This window comes from Spongiibacter pelagi (assembly GCF_014705705.1).
In the GTDB taxonomy this organism is placed as follows: Bacteria; Pseudomonadota; Gammaproteobacteria; order Pseudomonadales; family Spongiibacteraceae; genus Spongiibacter; species Spongiibacter pelagi.
Genome location: NZ_JACXLD010000005.1, coordinates 63,497 through 83,834, shown reverse-complemented (window position 1 = coordinate 83,834; position 20,338 = coordinate 63,497). Strand labels below are relative to the sequence as shown.

Sequence of the window (20,338 nt, the reverse complement as noted above, 5' to 3'; positions counted from 1 at the left end):
AAACTAGCTAGTAAAGAGCTTACCACCGATGAAATCTCATAGGTAGCCGCTTCAAAGCCCACCTTTATATTAAAAATTTATTGCTGCATTGTGACAGCCCCAGAGACAATGTTGACAATTTTGGGTGAATTAAAATTCCTTGTGATAAGATGCGCGGCAACTAAAAATAGAGCCTAAAAGAGACCCTATGAGCTTTACTGAAAAAACCAGCTTCACTAAAGAAGATCTTATCGAATGTGGTCACGGTCGCCTGTTTGGCCCCGGCCGTCCACGACTCCCGGTAGACAATATGCTGATGGTTGATCGCATCACCCATATCAGCAAGGAAGGCGGCGAATACGACAAGGGCGTATTAGAGGCCGAATTGGATATCACCCCAGACCTGTGGTTCTTCGACTGCCACTTTGTAGAAGACCCGGTGATGCCAGGCTGCCTCGGTTTGGACGCCATGTGGCAATTGGTGGGTTTCTACCTTGGCTGGCGCAACAATGTCGGCAAAGGTCGCGCACTCGGTGCGGGCGAAATCAAATTCACCGGTCAGATTCTTCCCACCGCGAAAAAAGTGACTTATAAACTGAATTTCAAGCGCGTAATTGAGCGCAAGTTGGTGATGGGCATTGCCGACGGCGAAGTCGCCGTAGATGGCAAAGTGATTTATACCGCCAAAGACCTGCGAGTTGGCCTGTTTCAAGACACCGAGAGTTTTGCTTAAGTCCCCGCACTAAGCATTCAGCATAAGAAAGGAGAATTCGATGAGACGCGTAGTTATCACTGGCATGGGCATCGTCTCTAGCATCGGCAATAACACTGCCGAAGTTCTGAGCTCACTGCAAGAAGGCCGCTCAGGTATTGAGGCCAACGAAATTTACAAGGAAATGGGCTTCCGCAGTCAGATTTCCGGCACCATCAAAAATCTGGACTTCAAAGACCACATCGACCGCAAGCAACTGCGCTTTATGGGCGATGCGGCGGCCATGGCGTTTATCTCCATGGAGCAAGCCATTGCCGATTCCGGTCTGACTGAAGCGGACCTAGACAATGAACGCACCGGTATTATCGCCGGTTCCGGCGGTGCATCCTCCGCCAATCTGATCGACTCTGCCGATATTCTGCGCGAAAAAGGCGTTAAGCGGATTGGGCCCTACCGCGTCACCCAAACCATGGGCAGCACGGTATCTGCTTGCCTGGCGACCCCGTTCAAAATCAAGGGCGTGAATTACTCGATTTCGTCTGCTTGCGCGACCAGCGCTCACTGTATTGGCAATGCGGCTGAATTGATTCAACTCGGCAAACAAGACGTGATTTTTGCCGGCGGCGGTGAAGAAGAACACTGGAGTCTGAGCTGCCTGTTCGACGCCATGGGCGCACTGTCGACCAAGTATAACGACACCCCGACCCGCGCTTCACGCCCCTACGATGCCGACCGCGATGGCTTTGTTATTTCTGGCGGCGCTGGCATGGTGGTTCTGGAAGAGCTGGAGCACGCCAAAGCCCGTGGCGCAAAAATCTACGGCGAGCTGATTGGCTACGGTGCCACCTCAGACGGCTACGATATGGTTGCCCCCTCCGGCGAAGGTGCTGCGCGCTGTATGCGTCTGGCTCTGCAAGGTATTGCCCAGGAAGTGGACTATATCAACTCCCACGGCACCTCGACCCCAGCGGGCGATATGCAGGAATTGAAAGCCGTTAAGCAAGCTTACGGCAACAAGCCTATTCCCGTGATTGGCTCAACTAAATCTCTAGCTGGCCACTCTCTGGGCGCGACCGGTGTGCAGGAAGCGATTTTCTCGCTGCTAATGATGCAGAATAATTTCATTGCCGCATCCGCGAATATCAGCAACCTCGACCCGGAAGCAGCAGGCGTGCCGATTGCCCTTGAGAAACGTGAAGGCGTAACCCTGAATACCATTATGTCGAACAGCTTCGGCTTTGGCGGCACCAATGCCAGCTTGGTATTCCAGCGTTATCAAGGTTAAGCCGTTAGCGTTGTCTAATAGCACCAAGCAATAAAAAAGCCCGCATTTGCGGGCTTTTTTATTGGACAAACAGTTTGGTTCGGGCCATCTCACTCAAGCTTTACCCCTTAAATCATGTCCCTTAAGTTATGTCCTTTAAATAAAGACACTCCGCCCATTCGCCCTTAGCGAAGGTTGCTCCCACCGGAACCACTAACAAGGCATTACTCCAAGCCACCGAGCTCAGCGCACCTGAACTTTGCTGCGGATGAATATCTGCCCAGAACTCGCCGTTTTTTTCTGCCACGCGAGCCCGCAAATATTCCTGACGCCCCCCCGCTTTCGGCCAATCAAAATTAACCCGAGCGCGGTGCAATGTAGGTAAAAACTGGAGCGCCCCCAGCATTTTTAACAAATAAGGCCGCACTAGCAGACTAAAGGTCACAAAACTGGATACCGGATTACCGGGCAAGCCAAAGAAGGGAATTTCATCGCGCTCATTCGCCGCGTTCGCTCTGGGCAACCAACCATAGGCTAAGGGCTTACCCGGTTTGATCGCCAGCTTCCATAAACTCAGTCGCCCCATTTTTTCGATTTGGGCTTTGACATGATCCTCTTCACCCACGGAAACACCGCCAGTAGAAATCACCACATCGGCAGCACGGCGGGCGCGATCCAACGCCTCTTGGGTCGCCTCTGGACTATCTCGAACAATACCCAGATCAATCACTTCACAGCCAAGCTGTTTAAGCAAAGCAGACAACATGGGGCGATTGGAATTATAAATCGCCCCCTTTTCCAGCGCCTCGCCCGGCTCACGCAACTCATCTCCGGTCGACATTAACGCAACCCGAATTCCAGCCCGAGCACTGATTTGCGAAACGCCCACCGACGCCAGCAAACCCAAATCCACCGCAGCAAGGCGATGGCCAGCTTCCAACAGTGTTGCGCCCAGCGCAATATCCTGCCCCCTTGGCCGAATATGCTGCCCCTGCTTGGGAGACGCGAGAATACAAATGCCGGCGTCACGCAACTCGGTATCTTCCTGCGCCACCACAGTATCCGCCCCGCCGGGGATTTCCGCCCCGGTAAACAATCGAGCACAGCTTCCTGGCGCTAACGGCATTGGCGCGCAACCGGCGGGAATACGTTGGCTTATTGGCAGACAGGTATTTTCGGTGAAATCGGCAAAGCGCAGGGCATAGCCATCCATCGCACTATTATCGGCGGGAGGCACGGCAATGGGCGCAATCACTGGTGCAGCCAAAACCGCACCCAGTGCCTCATCAAGAGCAATTTCACGCGGGGGTACCGGCCGCGCATCAGCCAGTAATTCAGAGAGGGTGTCGTCTACCGAGCGCAGCGCCATCAGGAGGTCTGTTGTTGGCGCGTTTTTAATACCCCGACGAAATTACAGGGGCGATGGCGACTATCCAACTGCTGGGCAATCAGAGAATTCCAAGCCGTGCGACAAGCGCCGGTAGAACCCGGCACACAGAAAATCACTGTGTTATTTGCCAACCCCGCCAGAGCACGAGACTGGATTGTTGAGGAACCAATCTCTTCAAAAGACACCGCACGGAACACTTCGCCAAAGCCTTCTATGTGCTTATCAAACAGAACTGAAACCGCTTCCGGGGTTGAGTCGCGCCCGGAAAAGCCGGTACCACCGGTGACCAAGACCGATTGAATATCGGTATCGGCAATCCACGCCGACAACACCGCGCGAATTTGATAAATATCGTCTTTTACAATGCGTTTATCTGCAAGCTGATGCCCCGCCTCGAGTAAGGCCTGAGCTAGAAACTGCCCGGAGCTGTCAGTGTCTTCCGTGCGGGTATCAGACACCGTCAGCACCGCAACACCCAGCGGGCTAAAGTTTTCGCTGGCACTCATTTGCTTTGATCCTCACATAAATTCTTAATCAGCTTGGGCAACCACGCTCGCCAAGGTAATTGCTTGATACCAAAACTGCCCAACAAACGCTGACAGGAAAGCTCCGGCACCCAAGGTGACCACGACTCCCCCGCCTCTGACTCGGTTAAACGGGATTGGGCAGGCAAAAACTGGGCAGCATAGGCATGAACCACTTCGATAAACTCGTAGTAGCTGCAAGCGCCGCTGCTATTGTAGTGATATACGCCTCGGCACTCAGCGCCGCAAGTCAGCTGATCCGTCATTGCCGACAACACCCGCGCCAAATCTATCGCCGGCGTGGGACAGGAGCGATGCTGACTTGCCAAGATTCGAGGCTGCTCTTGCCGCAATAATTCGAGACATTGTGCGAGGAGATTATTTTCCCCGGTGGAAATAATCGGCCCACTGCGCAGCACCAGTGGCTGCAATTGAGGCTGACTAAGCAGAAACCCCTCCGCCGCCATTAATAAATGCCCCAGAGCATCTACTGGTGCCGGCACCGCACTTTCATGCAAGGCTTGATCAAATTCGACGGCCGATAAAACACGACCCTCACTAAGCAGTAAGTATTTACTACCCCGCCCCGCGCAGCGCTCCACAAAATGCTGCCAATCCGCTATTGCCGTATCGGCAAAGCTCGCCTCGCCAGCCTCAACGCTCAGAGACAAATCAATAATGACAGCGGATTCAAGTTGAGCATCGGAAAGCGCTGCCCGTTGATGGGCATCCACCTCGATAAACGCCCGACCTCGGGATTGGTATTGCAGACGCAGCGCCTCAGCAATAGCGCAACGGTGACTAATCAGAATGGTGTGCGGAGAAGACAAGAGCGGGCACTCGCGCCATTAAATCTTAGAAAACTTGCAGGTGCCCTTGCACCACAAGAACCGGTTTAAAGTCTCGGCTCACGCCCGGCGGAGTGAGCCTAAGGGACGACACTTTTAATTAAGGTAAAGTCTAGAACGGAATATCATCGTCAAAATTATCGTCAAAACCGCTAGCCGGTGGCGCCGATTGCGCCGGAGCTGACTGCGGTGCACGCTGCTGCTGCGGAGGAGCAGAGCGCTGCGGCGCGCCGCCACCATAATTAGCACCACCACCATAGGAATCGCCGCCGCCGTAGCTGTCACCGCCACCACGGCTATCCAGCATTTGCATTTCCGCCGCGACAATCTCAGTAGTGTAGCGATCTTGGCCGCTCTGATCCTGCCATTTACGAGTACGAAGAGAACCTTCAACGTAAACTTTTGAACCTTTTTTCAGGTATTCACCGGCAATTTCAGCTAGGCGATTGAAAAACACTACGCGGTGCCACTCGGTGCGCTCTTGTGGCTGGCCAGACTGTTTATCTTTCCACGTTTCACTCGTCGCGAGGGTGACATTGGTTACTGCACCACCGGAAGGCATATAACGGGTTTCAGGGTCTTGCCCCAAATTGCCCACCAGGATCACTTTATTCACACCACGCGCCATGCGCCTACTCCTTTCTTAATCTTTATCTTGATCAGCCGAATGTCACGGCCGCTTACGCCTGACTATACCGGATTCAGGCAAGGTTCACTACGACCGCAAAATCTCAATCGTGATTGATTCCACCGGGCAATTGCCCGCTGTCGAATTCGGGCAAGACACGCAGATAGGCCAACTGCTGCTCTTCAAATACCGTCATGTCGAGTGCGCCAGGCAGAGACAAAACTTCTTCCCGCAATTTCTCGGCATTCCAAGCTCCCAGCGCCCAGTGCAAGGTCAAACTTTCCGTTTTTTGCGGCCCCTGCATTGGCCACGCTACAAATAACCAAGCGGCAGCTAAAATCGCAGCGAATAAAAATACCGCGACGCCACCCCAAAGACCGCTTAACCAGCCCCCCACAAGGCCACCCACAAAGGCTCCCATAAATTGAAAGCTGGCATAAACGCCCATCGCAGTGCCTTTACCACCGGCGTGAACGGCGCGGCTCACCAGTGATGGCAGCGCCGCTTCGAGATAATTAAAGCCAAAGAAAAACACTAACAGAACTAAGCCTAAGCCGAGCACGCCGCTGTTTAGCGCATCAATTTCCTGCGCCAAGCCTAATAACATGGCCCCGCACATAACACCGACAATCAGCAAAAATAACTCGCGCTGACGCCCCGCCCGCTCGGCAAAAATCATAAAAGGCAGCATCGCAAGAAACGAAAGTAACATCACCGGCAAATACAGATGCCAATGACCCGTGCGCGGCAGGCCCGCCGCCTCAAGCTCAGTGGGCACCACCACAAAAATCGCCATTAACATTGCATGCAAGGCAAAGACACCTAGATTCAGCCGCATTAGGCCCGCGTCTGTAAGGCAATTTTTAAGTAGACCAGCAAGGGGCTTGGCTGCCGGATCAGTACTTTGAACTCGCACCGAAGGCACGATAAAGAGGGTAATGAATAGCCCCACTCCAGCGAGCGCCGAGGTGGTTAAAAACAAGCCTGAGATACCCAGCTTGGCCGCCAGCATTGGCCCCAAAATCATCGCCACCGCAAAAGACAAACCGATACTACCGCCGATTGCGGCCATCGCTTTGCTGCGCTGCTGCTCTCGGGTCACATCTGCCAATAACGCCGTTAGGGTACTGGCGATTGCTCCCGCACCCTGCAAAAGCCGGCCAATAATAACGCCGTAGATCGTTTCTGCCCCAGCGGCGACAAATCCACCGGCAATAAATAGCAGTAGCCCACCAACAATTACCGGCTTGCGGCCAATACGGTCAGACAACATACCCAGCGGAATCTGCAACAAGGCCTGACTAAAGCCATAAACGCCAAGTGCCAGCCCGGCCAATGCAGGCGTGCTCAACTTATATTGCGCCGCGTACAGAGACAGTACCGGCAGCAACATGAACAAGCCCAGCATTCGGAAAACATAGAGAATCGCCAGCGAGGCAACCGCGCGCCGCTCGATCGGATTCATTGCGTGAGAACTCAAACCAAAGACGCCTAAACCACGTAGAAAACTGCGTCATATTAACAGTTAGCAGCCACCCCACAAAAGCCCAGTGTTGTCAGATATGTCGGCTTTCAACAAAGCGATTTCCAATAGTTTCGCAATGTCGCTTTGCACTGACTTTTCTCGGGCACGTATAATGGCTGGCTGACTCACGAGCGGGAACCGGTATGGATCGCATCATTGTTCGCGGCGCGCGAACACACAATCTCAAAAACATCGACCTAGAAATTCCCCGCGACAAACTGGTTGTTGTTACCGGCTTATCTGGCTCGGGCAAGTCCTCACTTGCCTTTGACACCCTTTATGCCGAAGGCCAGCGACGTTATGTCGAGTCCCTTTCGACCTACGCACGCCAATTTTTGTCGATGATGGACAAGCCCGATGTCGACCATATCGACGGTTTGTCCCCGGCAATCTCTATCGAGCAAAAATCAACGTCGCATAATCCACGCTCGACCGTCGGCACCATTACTGAGATTCACGATTACCTACGGCTCTTGTTTGCCCGCGTGGGTGAGCCGCGCTGCCCAGACCACGAAGTCGCGCTTAGCGCACAAACGGTAAGCCAAATGGTCGACGCCGTACTTGCTCTGCCTGAGGGCAGCAAGCTGATGCTACTCGCCCCCGTGGTCAAAAACCGCAAGGGCGAACATTTACATATTCTGGAGAAATTACGCTCTCAGGGTTTTGTACGCGCTCGCATTGACGGCATCGTTACCGATCTTGATGACGCCCCAGAACTGGATAAAAAGCGTAAACACAATATTGAAGTTGTCGTTGATCGCATCAAGGTTCGCGACGATCTGGCCCAACGCCTTGCCGAGTCTTTTGAAACTGCGCTGGAATTATCCGATGGTATCGCCGTTATTGCGCCCATGGATAAAAGCCTAGACGAAGAACTGGTGTTTTCCGCCAAGTTTGCCTGCCCTCACTGCGGCTACAGTCTGAGTGAATTGGAGCCCCGGCTGTTTTCATTTAACAGCCCCATGGGCGCCTGCGGCAGTTGTGACGGCTTGGGTGTGCGCCAGTTTTTCGATGAAAGCCGCATTGTGCTTCATCCAGAAGTGAGTTTGGCGACCGGCGCCATTCGCGGCTGGGATAAACGCAGCGTGTATTACTTTCACTTGCTGACCTCACTCGCCGAGCACTACGGCTTTGATATTGATGCGCCTTTCGAGAGTCTCGACAAACAGCACCAGCAACATATTCTGCACGGCAGCGGCGATGAAGAAATTGCCTTCACCTACATCAACGACCGTGGCGACAGCTTTAAACGCACCCACCGCTTTGAAGGCATTATCCCGAATATGGAGCGGCGCTACCGCGATACCGACTCTCAGACCGTGCGTGAGGATTTAGTTAAATACCTCAGCACTCAGTCCTGTCCGGATTGCAAAGGCACCCGCCTGCGGCGCGAAGCACGCCATGTCTTTATCCACGAACAAACCCTGCCAGAAATTAACGGCATGCCAGTCGGTGTGGCGCAAGAGTATTTCGGCCAGCTGCAGCTCAGCGGCCGCCGCGCCCAAATTGCTGAGAAAATTCTAAAAGAGATTAATGACCGCCTGCGTTTCCTGGTTGATGTGGGCCTCAATTACCTCACGCTGGATAGAAGTGCAGACACCCTGTCTGGCGGCGAAGCGCAGCGTATTCGCCTTGCAAGCCAAATTGGCGCTGGTCTAGTGGGCGTGATGTACATTCTCGACGAACCTTCCATCGGCCTACACCAGCGCGATAACGAACGCCTGTTAAATACCCTTCGTCATCTACGCGATATCGGTAACACCGTTATTGTGGTTGAACACGATGAAGACGCGATTCGCACCGCCGACCATATTATTGATATTGGCCCCGGCGCGGGCGTACACGGCGGCCAGGTAGTTGCAGAAGGTCGCTTAGACGATATTCTAAACAATCCTAATTCCCTGACCGGGCAATACTTATCCGGTGAGCGCTGTATTGCGATTCCCAAAAAACGACACCCAGCACAGCCCGAGCGCTATATTTCATTACAAGGCGCTACCGGCAATAATCTGCAAAATGTCGATCTGAATATCCCGCTGGGATTAATGACCTGCGTGACGGGCGTATCCGGCTCCGGCAAATCTACACTCGTTAATCACACCTTATTCCCACTCGCGGCCACACAGCTCAATGGCGCCACCACCTTGAAACCAGCGCCCTATAAATCGATAACGGGGTTAGATCTCGTTGATAAATGTATCGACATTGATCAAAGTCCTATCGGTCGGACACCGCGCTCTAATCCCGCCACTTACACGGGCATCTTTACCGGTATTCGCGAACTGTTTTCAGGTACCGAAGAAGCTCGCTCTCGGGGTTATAAAGTCGGTCGATTCAGCTTTAATGTTAAAGGTGGCCGCTGCGAAGCCTGTCAGGGCGACGGTGTTACCAAAGTTGAAATGCACTTTTTACCCGATGTCTATGTCGCCTGCGATATTTGCCAAGGCAAACGCTATAACCGCGAAACCCTTGAGGTTCAGTACAAGGGTAAAAATATCCATGAAGTGCTGGAGATGACCGTAGAAGACGCCACCCAGTTTTTTGAAAACATCCCGGCAATCTATAAAAAACTGCAGACCCTGATGGATGTTGGCTTGAGTTATATTCGTCTTGGTCAAGCCGCAACCACCTTGTCTGGCGGTGAAGCTCAGCGGGTCAAGCTGGCAAAAGAATTATCTAAACGCGATACCGGCAAGACACTATACATTCTTGATGAGCCCACCACGGGCCTGCACTTTGAAGATATTCAGTTGTTATTGACTGTACTGCACCGACTGCGCGATCACGGCAATACCGTGGTCGTAATCGAACACAATCTGGATGTCATTAAAACCGCAGACTGGATTATTGACCTTGGCCCAGAGGGCGGCAGCGGCGGTGGACAAATTATTGCCGAAGGCACCCCAGAGCAAGTAGCTACAATTGAACACTCCCATACCGGTCGCTTTTTAGGCCCCATGTTGGCGTAAAGTCAAACACTAACAGAGGCTTTTGGGATATCTCTGAAATGAGCCATCCCGGAAACCAAATAGCAAAACGACAAACGGGAGCATTAAAGCTCCCGTTTTTTTGAATAACAAAAACAAAAAAGCCGACACTAGGTCGGCTTCTTTTGATTTACTGTCTACACAGCAAAGGAAACTTAATCCTCGTCGGATTCAGTCTCTTCAACTTGTGGACGGTCTACCAGTTCAACGTAGGCCATAGGCGCTTTGTCACCAGTACGCAGACCACATTTCATGATGCGAAGGTAACCACCGGGACGACCGTTGTAACGGGGGCCCAGCTCGTTGAACAGTTTACCAACAGCTTCGTCGCTACGCAGACGGCTGAACGCCAGACGACGGTTAGCAACGCTATCAGTTTTTGCCAGAGTGATCAGAGGCTCTGCATAACGACGCAGTTCTTTCGCCTTTGGCAGGGTAGTTTTAATCAGTTCGTGCTCAACCAGTGAAGCGGTCATATTGCGAAACATCGCTTTGCGATGAGAGCTGTTACGGTTCAGTTGGCGGCCGCTATGACGATGACGCATGGCTGCAATTCCTTAAATTAAACGTTGATGCTATCTCAGCATGTACTATCGATTGGTACCGGCTAAAACTTAGGCCAGAACCCGATCATCATTTCTCAGGCTAGCCGGTGGCCAGTTGTCTAGGCGCAGGCCCAGAGACAAACCGCGTGAGGCAAGCACGTCTTTGATTTCGGTAAGCGACTTTTTACCCAGGTTCGGGGTCTTCAGCAGCTCAACTTCAGTGCGTTGTACCAGATCACCGATGTAGTAAATGTTCTCGGCTTTCAGACAGTTCGCAGAACGTACAGTCAGTTCCAGATCATCTACTGGGCGCAGCAGAATTGGGTCAACTTCATTCTCTTCTCTTGAAGGTGCGCTTTCGCCAGCACTTTCAAGGTCAACGAACACGGCCAACTGCTGTTGCAGAATAGTCGCTGCACGACGGATCGCTTCTTCTGGGTCGATGGTACCGTTGGTTTCCAGATCCAGAACCAGTTTATCCAAGTCTGTACGCTGCTCAACACGTGCACTCTCAACCACATAGCTCACACGCAGAACGGGGCTATAGCTGGCATCCAGTTGCAGACGACCGATAGAGCGAGTCTCTTCATCGGAAGTGTCGCGAGCATCAGCAGGCACATAACCACGGCCACGACCGATGGTCAGGCGCATGTTCAGCTTGCCAGTGCTGTTGAGGTTAGCGATAACCAAGTCTGGGTTAACAATCTCAACATCGTGGTCCGTTTGGATATCACCTGCAGTGACAGCGCCAGCGCCAGATTTGTTCAGAGTCAGAACCGCTTGGTCTTTTTCATTCAGTACTACAGCAACATCTTTCAGGTTGAGCATGATTTCAATCACGTCTTCCTGAACACCCTCAATCGCGCTGTACTCGTGCTGAACACCTTCGATTTCTACTTCGGTGATCGCACAGCCAGGCATAGAGGACAGCAGAATGCGGCGGAGTGCGTTACCCAGAGTGTGGCCAAAACCACGCTCGAGGGGCTCAAGAGTTACCTTCGCACGAGTCGCACCTTGTTCTTCAACTTGGATAACTCGTGGAGTCAGAAATTCGTTCACTGCACTTTGCATTAGCTCACCTGTGATCTAGTGATTGTTAGGCTTACTTAGAGTAAAGCTCGACGATCAGCTGCTCATTAATTTCAGCTGACAGATCGCTGCGATCTGGAGCATTTTTGTAAACCGCTTCCATTTTGTCGCTGTTTACATCAATCCACGCAACGTCACCGCGTTGAGCAGCCAGAGCCAGCGCAGATTGAACTCGCAGTTGCTTCTTCGCTTTTTCACGCAGAGTGATCACATCACCAGGCTGAACTTGGTAAGAAGGCACGTTTACCACGCTACCATTTACCAGAATACCTTTGTGCGATACCAGCTGGCGGGATTCGGCACGGGTTGAACCGAAACCAATGCGGTAAACCACGTTATCCAGACGGCCTTCCAGCAATTTCAGCAGGTTTTCGCCAGTGGCGCCTTTACGCTGAGCAGCTTTTTTGTAGTAGCTGCGGAATTGCTTTTCCAGAACACCGTACATACGGCGAACTTTTTGTTTTTCGCGAAGCTGAACACCGTAGTCAGACAGACGACCACGACGCGCACCGTGTACACCGGGTGCAGTTTCAGCTTTACATTTTGAATCCAGTGGGCGAACACCACTCTTCAGGAACAGGTCAGTGCCTTCCCGTCTTGCTAATTTACAGCTTGGGCCCAGATATCTAGCCATTTCAAAAATTCCTCAACTGTTAATTACACGCGACGTTTCTTGGGAGGACGGCAACCATTGTGAGGAATGGGCGTCACGTCAGTGATATTGGTGATTTTGTAGCCGCAGTTGTTCAATGCACGAACTGCTGACTCACGACCTGGGCCTGGACCTTTAACTTCTACATCAAGGTTTTTCAGACCGTAGTCTTTAGCGGCGGTACCGGCACGCTCTGCTGCAACCTGAGCTGCAAATGGAGTGCTTTTACGTGAACCGCGGAAACCACTGCCACCAGCAGTTGCCCAAGACAGGGTATTGCCCTGACGGTCAGTAATGGTAACGATGGTGTTATTGAAAGAGGCGTGGATATGAGCCACACCGTCCACGACGGTCTTTTTGACCTTTTTACGTGGCGCCTGTTTGCTAGGTTTAGCCATTGTTGCTTCCTACTTCTAATATCAACACTACACTAATGGTGTAGCTACACTAAAAGGTCGAGCCATTAGCAATAGGCTAACGACTCAATCTTAAACTTACTTACGAATTGGCTTACGTGGGCCTTTACGGGTACGCGCATTAGTCTTAGTGCGCTGACCGCGAAGGGGCAAGCTCTTGCGGTGACGCAGACCACGGTAGCAACCAAGATCAAGCAGACGCTTGATGTTCATGGACACTTCACGACGCAGATCACCTTCAACAACCATTTTCGCAATTGCATTACGCAGGTTGTCCAATTGATCCTCAGTCAGATCACCAATTTTCATGTCTTCCGGAATCGAGTTACCCGCACACAATTGCTTTGCAGTGGTGCGACCGATGCCGTAGATGTAGGTCAACGAGATAACAGCATGTTTGTTATCTGGGATGTTGACACCCGCAATACGAGCCATTCAGATTACTCCAGTTAAACCTATCACTTCACAATACGGCCTAATGTCAACAGGACCACCGCGCGAAAGGCGCAGTAGTCTAGCTGCAAGCGAACCGCTTTTCAAGCCCTAAAGCTTAGCCTTGCCGTTGTTTATGGCGAGGCTCTGCACTGCAAATAACGCGTACAACGCCTTTGCGACGAACAATTTTACATTTGCGGCAAACTGCCTTTACCGATGCGCGAACTTTCATGTCGACACTCCAAAGCTAAACCGTAGTGCTTTTAGCGGGCACCACTTCCGTAATTTTTCAGATTGGCTTTTTTCATCACTGACTCGTATTGATGAGACATCAGGTGCGATTGAACCTGCGCCATGAAATCCATCACTACGACTACAACGATCAACAATGAGGTACCACCGAGATAAAACGGCACATTCCACATCACAACCAAAAACTGAGGCAACAAACAAACAGCAGCGATATAAACCGACCCGAACATGGTCAAACGAGTCAGAACACCATCAATGTAATTTGCTGTTTGTTTACCTGGGCGGATACCGGGCAAAAATGCGCCAGAACGCTTCAGGTTGTCTGCAACTTCATCGGGGTTGAACATCAACGCCGTGTAGAAGAAACAGAAAAATACAATTAACGCCGTAAACAGAATGATATTCAGTGGTTGACCGGGGCCAATCGCCAAAGCCAAATCCTGCAACCATTCCATGCCATCACCCTGACCAACCCACTGCGCAATAGACGCAGGGAACAGCAGGATTGAGCTAGCGAAAATCGCTGGGATAACACCCGCCATATTGACCTTCATCGGCAAATGGCTGGATTGTCCCTGATAAACTTTATTACCGCGCTGTTGCTTAGCGTAGTTCACCGTAATACGGCGTTGACCGCGCTCGATAAATACCACCAGGTAAATCACCGCAACCGCCAGAACCAACACACCCAACAAGATAAGAATATTCATCTCACCTTGACGCGCCTGTTCTAAGGACTGGCCGACAGCTTGTGGTAAACCAGCGACGATACCCGCGAAGATCAGCATGGAGATACCGTTGCCAATACCGCGCTCAGTTACCTGCTCGCCCAACCACATCATAAACACTGCACCGGTCACCAAAGAGACAACCGCGACAATGAAGAAACTAATATCCGCTGAATAGGCGAGGCCTTGATTGGCCATACCAACGGTCATACCGGTAGCCTGCAAGGCGGCCAGTACAACGGTTAAATACCGCGTGTATTGGCTGATTTGACGGCGACCTGCTTCACCTTCTTTCTTCAGCGCTTCCAGCTGGGGGCTCACGGCGGACATCAACTGCATAATGATAGAGGCAGAGATGTAAGGCATGATACCCAAAGCCAGAATACTCATACGCTCAAGGGCACCGCCCGAGAACATATTAAACAAACCAAGTACCGTGCCCTGATTTTGGTTGAACAACGCAGCCAATTGATCAGGGTTGATGCCTGGAACCGGAATGTGAGTTCCGATTCGGTAAACGATTATTGCCAGTAACAGAAAACGAAGGCGAGCCATCAGCTCGCCTAAACCTGCTTTATTTCCCATTGTCATCGGACTGGGCTTGGCCATTGTTACCGCCTTATTCCTCGATTTTCCCACCAGCCTTTTCAATGGCTTCACGGGCACCTTTAGTTACCGCCAAACCTTTGATAGTCACTGCTTTGGTTACATCACCTGACAGGAACACTTTAGCGCGTTCGATGTTGTTGCTGATCAGGTCAGCGCGCTTCAGCGCATCCAGATCAACGACTTCATCAGTCAGATTGTTCAGTTCCGCAGTACGGATCTGAGCAGTAACCATTGCCAGGCGAGAAGTGAAGCCGTATTTAGGCAAACGCTTCTGCAAAGGCATTTGACCGCCTTCGAAACCGGGACGTACAGAACCGCCAGAGCGTGACTTCAGACCTTTGTGACCACGGCCAGCTGTTTTGCCCAAACCGCTACCAATGCCGCGACCTACGCGCTTGGCATCTTTGGTGCGACCAGGAGCTGGGCTCAGTGTATTCAGACGCATATCGCTCATGTCTTAACTCTCAACACGTACCAGATAGTTAACTTTATTGATCATGCCGCGAACTGAAGGAGTATCTTCAACTTCAACAGTGTGACCAATTCGACGAAGGCCCAGACCGGCTACGCAAGCCTTGTGGGTCTTCAGACGTCCATTAATAGAACGCACTTGAGTAACTTTGATCTTGCTCATAACAAAGCCTGCCTGTTATTAACCCAGGATTTCTTCAACAGATTTGCCGCGTTTGGCAGCCACTTCTTCAGGAGAAGAAATGCTTTGCAGCGCTTTAATAGTGGCGCGTACCACGTTCACCGGATTGGTTGAACCGTAGCACTTAGCCAGTACGTTATGCACACCGGCAATTTCCAGCACAGAACGCATCGCACCACCGGCGATAACACCCGTACCTTCAGAGGCTGGCTGCATGTAAACCTTAGAAGCACCGTGGTTAGCTTTAACCGCGTATTGCAGCGTGTCGCCTTTGATATCAACCTGAATCATGTTGCGACGCGCAGCTTCCATTGCCTTTTGGATTGCAACTGGCACTTCACGAGCCTTGCCGCGACCAAAACCTACTTTGCCGTTACCGTCGCCAACTACTGTCAGAGCAGTAAAGCTGAAAATACGGCCGCCCTTTACTACTTTAGCTACACGGTTAACCTGAACCAGTTTCTCTTGCAGGCCTTCAGTGTTTGCTTTGTCTTTTTGCTCGTTAAATGCCATTGCTAATTAACCTTAGAATTCCAGTCCACCTTCACGGGCCGCGTCTGCCAAAGCCTTGATACGGCCATGGAAGCGGAAACCGCTACGATCGAAAGCCACCTTGGTAACACCTGCAGCTTTTGCGCGATCAGCAATCAACTTGCCAACGCCTTCAGCGGCAGAAATATTACCGGTAACACCACTGCGCAGATCCTTATCCAGGGTAGAGGCACTAGCCAGAACCTTGTCGCCTTCAGCTGAAATCAGCTGTGCGTAGATGTGGCGTGGAGTACGGTGAACACTCAGGCGAACTGCGCGCAGTTCACGCATTTTGTTACGAGCGCGACGAGCGCGACGCAATCTTGATACTTTTTTCTCGCTCATAGCCTAGCCTTTACTTTTTCTTCGCTTCTTTACGACGAACAAATTCGTCAGCGTAGCGAACACCTTTACCCTTGTAAGGCTCGGGCGGACGGAATGCGCGGATTTCCGCGGCGGCCTTTCCGAGCAGCTGCTTGTCATTACCAGACAATACGATTTCAGTCTGAGTTGGAGTCTCAGCGCTGATACCTTCCGGTAATTCATAATCAATAGGATGGGAGTAACCCAGAACCAAGTTCAGTGTTTTACCACCGGCTTTGGCACGATAACCCACACCATTCAAAATCAGTTTACGCTGGAAGCCTTCGCTCACACCGATAACCATGTTATTGGTCAGTGCGCGGGTGGTTCCGGCCATGGCCCAACCTTCTTTACAGCCTTCACGGCCAGCAAAGGTCAGTTGACCATCTTCTTCTTTAACCTCGACGGAAGCGTGCAACGGCATAGACAAATTGCCATTTTTGCCTTTGACGGCGATCGTCTCGGCGTCGAGTTTGACTTCAACCCCTTTGGGGATAGCCACTGGACTTTTCGCTACTCTAGACATCTTGAAAACTCTTCGACCGTCAAATTAGAAAACTGTGCAAAGCACTTCGCCACCGACACCAGCAGCACGCGCTGCACGGTCAGTCATTACACCTTGGCTGGTTGACACAATCGCCACACCCAGTCCGGCACGAACTGAAGGCAACTTGTCTTTACCAGCGTAAGCACGCAGACCCGGGCGGCTTACACGCTGAAGTTCAGCAATTACTGGTTTGCCCTGAAAGTATTTCAGGTCAACGTGCAAAGTCGCGGAAGCAGCTTCCCCTTCTTTGCGATAGCCAGCGATATAACCCTCTTCCTCAAGTACTTTAGCAACCGCCACTTTAAGCTTGGAGGCTGGAATTTGTACCGCAGTTTTACCTGCCATTTGAGCGTTGCGGATGCGGGTCAACATATCCGCCAAAGGATCTTGCATGCTCATGTTCTGCTCCCATTAACCACCGTGTTATCACGGTGTAAAAATCGTTTACCAGCTAGCCTTAACCAGGCCAGGCACATCACCGCGCATCGCTGCTTCACGCAGCTTGTTACGGCACAGGCCGAACTTGCGGTAAACACCGTGTGGACGGCCAGTTACCTGACAGCGACGACGCTGGCGGATTGGGCTGGCATTGCGTGGCAGCTTTTGCAGCTTAACCTGCGCATCCCACTTTTGTTCTTCAGTGCTTTCAGCGCTGCCGATGATTGCTTTCAGTTCGGCGCGTTTTGCAGCAAATTTGGCGACAGTTTTGGCACGCTTAGCTTCACGCGCTTTCATTGACTCTTTAGCCATTGTCCATCAACTCCTTAAGCTTTGAACGGGAAGTTGAACGCTTTCAGCAGCGCCCGACCTTCGTCGTCATTGCGAGCAGTAGTGGTAATGGTGATGTCCAAACCACGCAGCTTATCAACTTTGTCGTAATCAATTTCTGGGAAAATGATTTGCTCGGTAACACCCATCGCAAAGTTGCCACGACCGTCAAATGATTTCGGGCTAATGCCACGGAAGTCACGGATACGTGGGATAGATACGTTTACCAGGCGATCCAGGAATTCGTACATATGCTCACGACGCAGGGTCACTTTGCAACCGATTGGCCAACCATCACGAATTTTGAAGCCTGCGATAGACTTACGTGATTTGGTTACCACCGGCTTTTGACCGCTGATTTTTTCCAGATCAGCAAGCGCTGCTTCCAGAACTTTTTTATCAGCCGCAGCTTCGCCCACACCCATGTTCAGGGTGATCTTGGTAATCTTGGGTACTTCCATCGGGTTGGCCAGACCAAGCTCTTCTTTAAGCTTGGCGCGCAACTCGTTGTTGTACAGTTCGCTCAAACGTGCCATTTTCACTTAACCCTCACGCGTCGATCGCGTCGCCGCTGGATTTAAATACTCGGGTTTTGCTGCCGTCTTCGGCAACTTTGAAACCCACACGATCCGCCTTGCTAGTAGTCGGATTGTAGATAGCCACATTAGACACCTGAATCGGCGCCTCATTTTCAATAATGCCGCCAGCTACACCCAGTTGTGGGTTTGGACGCTGGTGCTTCTTGATCATGTTGATACCAGCAACCAGAACACGGCTTTCGTCGACAACTTTTGTTACCTTGCCGCGCTTACCTTTGTCTTTACCGGTAATAACGATGACTTCATCGTCGCGTTTAATCTTGCGCATTTTTACTGACCTCAGTCTTCTCTTTGCCGCTGGCCAATTACAGTACTTCAGGTGCCAGAGAGATGATCTTCATGAACTTCTCGCTGCGCAGCTCGCGGGTGACCGGCCCAAAAATACGGGTACCAATCGGAGCGTGGTTGTTGTTCAGCAGAACCGCCGCATTATCGTCGAAACGAATAATGGAACCATCTGCACGACGCACGCCTTTTTTGGTGCGAACGACAACAGCCGTCATTACTTGGCCTTTCTTCACCTTGCCGCGTGGAATTGCTTCCTTAACGGTTACCTTGATCAGGTCACCTACGCGGGCATAACGACGGTGAGAGCCGCCAAGCACCTTGATACACATAACACGACGGGCGCCACTGTTATCTGCAACTTCCAAATAGCTTTCTGTCTGAATCATTGCTTAACTCCAAAGCTTCTACGGTGCATCAAGCTTTGCACACGGCCGTCGTTTAAATCTGTGTTGCTTTCTCGTCGATGCTCAACAGTGCCCAGGTTTTTGACTTGGAAAGCGGACGAGTCTCGCTAACTGTTACCACGTCACCCATTTGGCACTCGTTGTTTTCGTCGTGAGCATGGATTTTTGAGGAGCGAGTGATGTACTTACCGTAAACGGGGTGCTTCACACGACGCTCAATCAAGACAGTAATTGTCTTGTCCATTTTGTCACTGACGACTTTACCAGTGGCGGTACGAGCAGATTTGGCTACTTCTGTCATCATTAATTACCTGCTTTTTCCTGGAGCACCGTTTTAACACGGGCAATGTCATGACGCGTTTGCTTGAGCAAATGAGTCTGTGCCAATTGACCGGTGCTTTTCTGCATGCGCAGCTTAAATTGATCTTCCAGCAGTTGGATCAGCTGAGCGTTCAACTCATCTACTGACTTGTCGCGCAATTCACTCGCTTTCATCACATCACCACCCGCTTAACAAAAGTAGTTGGCACTGGAAGTTTGGCAGCAGCAAGAGCAAATGCTTCGCGCGCCAGTTCTTCAGATACACCTTCTACTTCATACAGAACTTTACCCGGCTGAATCTGGGCAACCCAGTATTCAACGTTACCCTTACCTTTACCTTGACGAACTTCCAAGGGCTTCTCGGTAATTGGCTTGTCTGGGAAAACTCGAATCCAAATTTTACCGCCACGTTTAATGTGACGAGTCATCGCACGACGCGCCGCTTCGATTTGACGTGCAGTAATGCGACCGCGACCTACAGATTTCAGACCGAAATCACCAAAGCTGACCTTGCTGCCACGCTCTGCCAAACCACGGTTGCGGCCTTTCTGTACTTTGCGAAACTTTGTACGCTTCGGCTGTAACATTTTGCGTAACCCTTACTCTGAAACTTTCTTAGCCTTAACTTCGGCTGCTTCTGTTTTGCCGCCCAGGATCTCACCTTTGAAGATCCAGACTTTCACACCAATGATGCCGTAAGTAGTCGCGGCTTCATGGGTTGCGTAGTCGATATCCGCACGCAGAGTGTGAAGTGGCACACGGCCTTCGCGGTACCATTCAGTACGAGCAATCTCAGCACCGCCAACACGGCCGCTTACTTGTACTTTGATACCTTCAGCGCCTTGGCGCAGTGCGTTTTGAACCACACGCTTCATAGCGCGACGGAACATAACACGACGCTCAAGTTGCTGAGCTACGTTCATAGCAACCAGTTTGGCATCCATATCTGGCTTGCGAACTTCTTCGATGTTGATGTGCACTGGCACACCCATTTTTACACCGAGCTCAGCGCGCAACTTGTCCACGTCTTCACCTTTTTTACCGATAACAATACCGGGGCGAGCAGTGTGGATAGTGATGCGTGCTGTTTGCGCAGGACGCTCAATAACAATACGACTCACGGAGGCGTGGGCCAGTTTTTCCTGGAGGTATTCACGAACCTCGAGATCAGTAACCAGCTTTGCAGAGTAATCTTTGCTACCCGCGTACCAAACAGAGTTGTGATCTTTTACGATTCCCAGCCGAATGCCGGTCGGGTGTACTTTCTGACCCATGTGGTCTT

Annotated in this window: 29 protein-coding genes; 3 read left to right on the top strand and 26 right to left on the bottom strand. The window is 51.5% G+C overall.

From position 1 onward, the window contains the following. Positions 1–187 precede the first annotated feature (187 nt). On the top strand, positions 188–712 hold the full coding sequence (gene fabA / locus IB286_RS10140) for a bifunctional 3-hydroxydecanoyl-ACP dehydratase/trans-2-decenoyl-ACP isomerase (protein WP_190765143.1): 525 nt from the start codon (positions 188–190) through the stop codon (positions 710–712). Between the two features lie 40 nt (positions 713–752). Then, positions 753–1,976 carry a beta-ketoacyl-ACP synthase I gene (fabB, locus tag IB286_RS10135; RefSeq protein ID WP_190765140.1) on the top strand — a complete coding sequence of 408 codons (1,224 nt, stop codon included), beginning with the start codon at positions 753–755 and terminating at the stop codon, positions 1,974–1,976. Positions 1,977–2,097: 121 nt separating this feature from the next. On the opposite strand, the gene IB286_RS10130 is transcribed toward fabB, so the two are convergent. From IB286_RS10130 to IB286_RS10110, 5 genes are all read right to left on the bottom strand, one after another. Next, complete coding sequence (locus IB286_RS10130; protein ID WP_190765138.1) at positions 2,098–3,324, bottom strand: molybdopterin molybdotransferase MoeA; 1,227 nt, start codon at positions 3,322–3,324, stop codon at positions 2,098–2,100. Continuing rightward, entirely contained in the window at positions 3,324–3,851 is a 528-nt protein-coding gene (moaB, locus tag IB286_RS10125; RefSeq protein WP_190765136.1) for a molybdenum cofactor biosynthesis protein B, read from the bottom strand. The genes IB286_RS10130 and moaB overlap by 1 nt, the downstream gene beginning before the upstream one ends. Further along, positions 3,848–4,699, bottom strand: coding sequence for a sugar nucleotide-binding protein (locus IB286_RS10120; RefSeq protein ID WP_190765134.1), 852 nt, complete (start codon positions 4,697–4,699; stop codon positions 3,848–3,850). Before IB286_RS10120 ends, moaB begins: the two co-directional genes overlap by 4 nt. Before the next feature lie 130 nt (positions 4,700–4,829). Then, positions 4,830–5,345 (bottom strand): single-stranded DNA-binding protein, encoded by a 516-nt coding sequence (ssb, locus tag IB286_RS10115; RefSeq protein WP_190765132.1) that lies wholly within the window; start codon positions 5,343–5,345, stop codon positions 4,830–4,832. Between the two features lie 103 nt (positions 5,346–5,448). Next, on the bottom strand, positions 5,449–6,825 hold the full coding sequence (locus IB286_RS10110) for an MFS transporter (RefSeq protein ID WP_223826298.1): 1,377 nt from the start codon (positions 6,823–6,825) through the stop codon (positions 5,449–5,451). Positions 6,826–7,013: 188 nt separating this feature from the next. Between IB286_RS10110 and uvrA the strand changes: the two genes are divergently transcribed. Beyond that, entirely contained in the window at positions 7,014–9,839 is a 2,826-nt protein-coding gene (uvrA, locus tag IB286_RS10105) for an excinuclease ABC subunit UvrA (RefSeq protein ID WP_190765130.1), read from the top strand. Between the two features lie 173 nt (positions 9,840–10,012). On the opposite strand, the gene rplQ is transcribed toward uvrA, so the two are convergent. The 21 genes from rplQ to rpsC form a co-directional block, all read right to left on the bottom strand. After that, positions 10,013–10,402, bottom strand: a complete 390-nt coding sequence (gene rplQ, locus IB286_RS10100) for a 50S ribosomal protein L17 (RefSeq protein WP_190765128.1) — start codon at positions 10,400–10,402, stop codon at positions 10,013–10,015. 69 nt (positions 10,403–10,471) lie between these two features. Continuing rightward, on the bottom strand, positions 10,472–11,473 hold the full coding sequence (locus IB286_RS10095) for a DNA-directed RNA polymerase subunit alpha (protein ID WP_190765126.1): 1,002 nt from the start codon (positions 11,471–11,473) through the stop codon (positions 10,472–10,474). 31 nt (positions 11,474–11,504) lie between these two features. Beyond that, positions 11,505–12,125, bottom strand: a complete 621-nt coding sequence (gene rpsD / locus IB286_RS10090; protein ID WP_190765124.1) for a 30S ribosomal protein S4 — start codon at positions 12,123–12,125, stop codon at positions 11,505–11,507. A gap of 23 nt (positions 12,126–12,148) precedes the next feature. Next, positions 12,149–12,541, bottom strand: coding sequence for a 30S ribosomal protein S11 (gene rpsK, locus IB286_RS10085; RefSeq protein ID WP_190765122.1), 393 nt, complete (start codon positions 12,539–12,541; stop codon positions 12,149–12,151). Positions 12,542–12,637: 96 nt separating this feature from the next. After that, positions 12,638–12,994 carry a 30S ribosomal protein S13 gene (gene rpsM, locus IB286_RS10080; RefSeq protein ID WP_190765120.1) on the bottom strand — a complete coding sequence of 119 codons (357 nt, stop codon included), beginning with the start codon at positions 12,992–12,994 and terminating at the stop codon, positions 12,638–12,640. A gap of 115 nt (positions 12,995–13,109) precedes the next feature. Further along, on the bottom strand, positions 13,110–13,226 hold the full coding sequence (gene rpmJ, locus IB286_RS10075; RefSeq protein WP_190765118.1) for a 50S ribosomal protein L36: 117 nt from the start codon (positions 13,224–13,226) through the stop codon (positions 13,110–13,112). A gap of 31 nt (positions 13,227–13,257) precedes the next feature. After that, positions 13,258–14,583 carry a preprotein translocase subunit SecY gene (secY, locus tag IB286_RS10070; protein WP_190765116.1) on the bottom strand — a complete coding sequence of 442 codons (1,326 nt, stop codon included), beginning with the start codon at positions 14,581–14,583 and terminating at the stop codon, positions 13,258–13,260. 10 nt (positions 14,584–14,593) lie between these two features. Next, positions 14,594–15,028 (bottom strand): 50S ribosomal protein L15, encoded by a 435-nt coding sequence (rplO, locus tag IB286_RS10065; protein ID WP_190765419.1) that lies wholly within the window; start codon positions 15,026–15,028, stop codon positions 14,594–14,596. A gap of 12 nt (positions 15,029–15,040) precedes the next feature. Then, the gene (gene rpmD, locus IB286_RS10060; RefSeq protein WP_190765114.1) at positions 15,041–15,217 is read right to left on the bottom strand and encodes a 50S ribosomal protein L30; all 177 of its coding nucleotides are present in this window, start codon (positions 15,215–15,217) and stop codon (positions 15,041–15,043) included. 18 nt (positions 15,218–15,235) lie between these two features. After that, positions 15,236–15,748 carry a 30S ribosomal protein S5 gene (gene rpsE, locus IB286_RS10055; protein WP_190765112.1) on the bottom strand — a complete coding sequence of 171 codons (513 nt, stop codon included), beginning with the start codon at positions 15,746–15,748 and terminating at the stop codon, positions 15,236–15,238. 12 nt (positions 15,749–15,760) lie between these two features. Beyond that, complete coding sequence (gene rplR / locus IB286_RS10050; RefSeq protein WP_190765111.1) at positions 15,761–16,111, bottom strand: 50S ribosomal protein L18; 351 nt, start codon at positions 16,109–16,111, stop codon at positions 15,761–15,763. A 10-nt stretch (positions 16,112–16,121) separates the two neighbouring features. Further along, the gene (rplF, locus tag IB286_RS10045; RefSeq protein ID WP_190765109.1) at positions 16,122–16,655 is read right to left on the bottom strand and encodes a 50S ribosomal protein L6; all 534 of its coding nucleotides are present in this window, start codon (positions 16,653–16,655) and stop codon (positions 16,122–16,124) included. Between the two features lie 24 nt (positions 16,656–16,679). Then, entirely contained in the window at positions 16,680–17,075 is a 396-nt protein-coding gene (gene rpsH, locus IB286_RS10040) for a 30S ribosomal protein S8 (RefSeq protein WP_190765107.1), read from the bottom strand. A gap of 45 nt (positions 17,076–17,120) precedes the next feature. Next, a complete protein-coding gene (gene rpsN, locus IB286_RS10035) occupies positions 17,121–17,426 on the bottom strand; it encodes a 30S ribosomal protein S14 (protein ID WP_190765105.1) in 306 nt (101 codons plus the stop codon). 14 nt (positions 17,427–17,440) lie between these two features. Further along, entirely contained in the window at positions 17,441–17,980 is a 540-nt protein-coding gene (rplE, locus tag IB286_RS10030) for a 50S ribosomal protein L5 (RefSeq protein WP_190765103.1), read from the bottom strand. A gap of 13 nt (positions 17,981–17,993) precedes the next feature. Next, a complete protein-coding gene (gene rplX, locus IB286_RS10025) occupies positions 17,994–18,311 on the bottom strand; it encodes a 50S ribosomal protein L24 (RefSeq protein ID WP_190765101.1) in 318 nt (105 codons plus the stop codon). Between the two features lie 37 nt (positions 18,312–18,348). Then, a complete protein-coding gene (rplN, locus tag IB286_RS10020) occupies positions 18,349–18,717 on the bottom strand; it encodes a 50S ribosomal protein L14 (protein ID WP_190765099.1) in 369 nt (122 codons plus the stop codon). A gap of 52 nt (positions 18,718–18,769) precedes the next feature. After that, positions 18,770–19,036 (bottom strand): 30S ribosomal protein S17, encoded by a 267-nt coding sequence (gene rpsQ, locus IB286_RS10015; protein WP_190765417.1) that lies wholly within the window; start codon positions 19,034–19,036, stop codon positions 18,770–18,772. 2 nt (positions 19,037–19,038) lie between these two features. Beyond that, complete coding sequence (gene rpmC, locus IB286_RS10010; RefSeq protein WP_190765097.1) at positions 19,039–19,230, bottom strand: 50S ribosomal protein L29; 192 nt, start codon at positions 19,228–19,230, stop codon at positions 19,039–19,041. After that, positions 19,230–19,643 (bottom strand): 50S ribosomal protein L16, encoded by a 414-nt coding sequence (gene rplP / locus IB286_RS10005; RefSeq protein WP_190765095.1) that lies wholly within the window; start codon positions 19,641–19,643, stop codon positions 19,230–19,232. The genes rpmC and rplP overlap by 1 nt, the downstream gene beginning before the upstream one ends. Before the next feature lie 12 nt (positions 19,644–19,655). Beyond that, on the bottom strand, positions 19,656–20,330 hold the full coding sequence (rpsC, locus tag IB286_RS10000; RefSeq protein ID WP_190765093.1) for a 30S ribosomal protein S3: 675 nt from the start codon (positions 20,328–20,330) through the stop codon (positions 19,656–19,658). Positions 20,331–20,338: the final 8 nt, after the last annotated feature.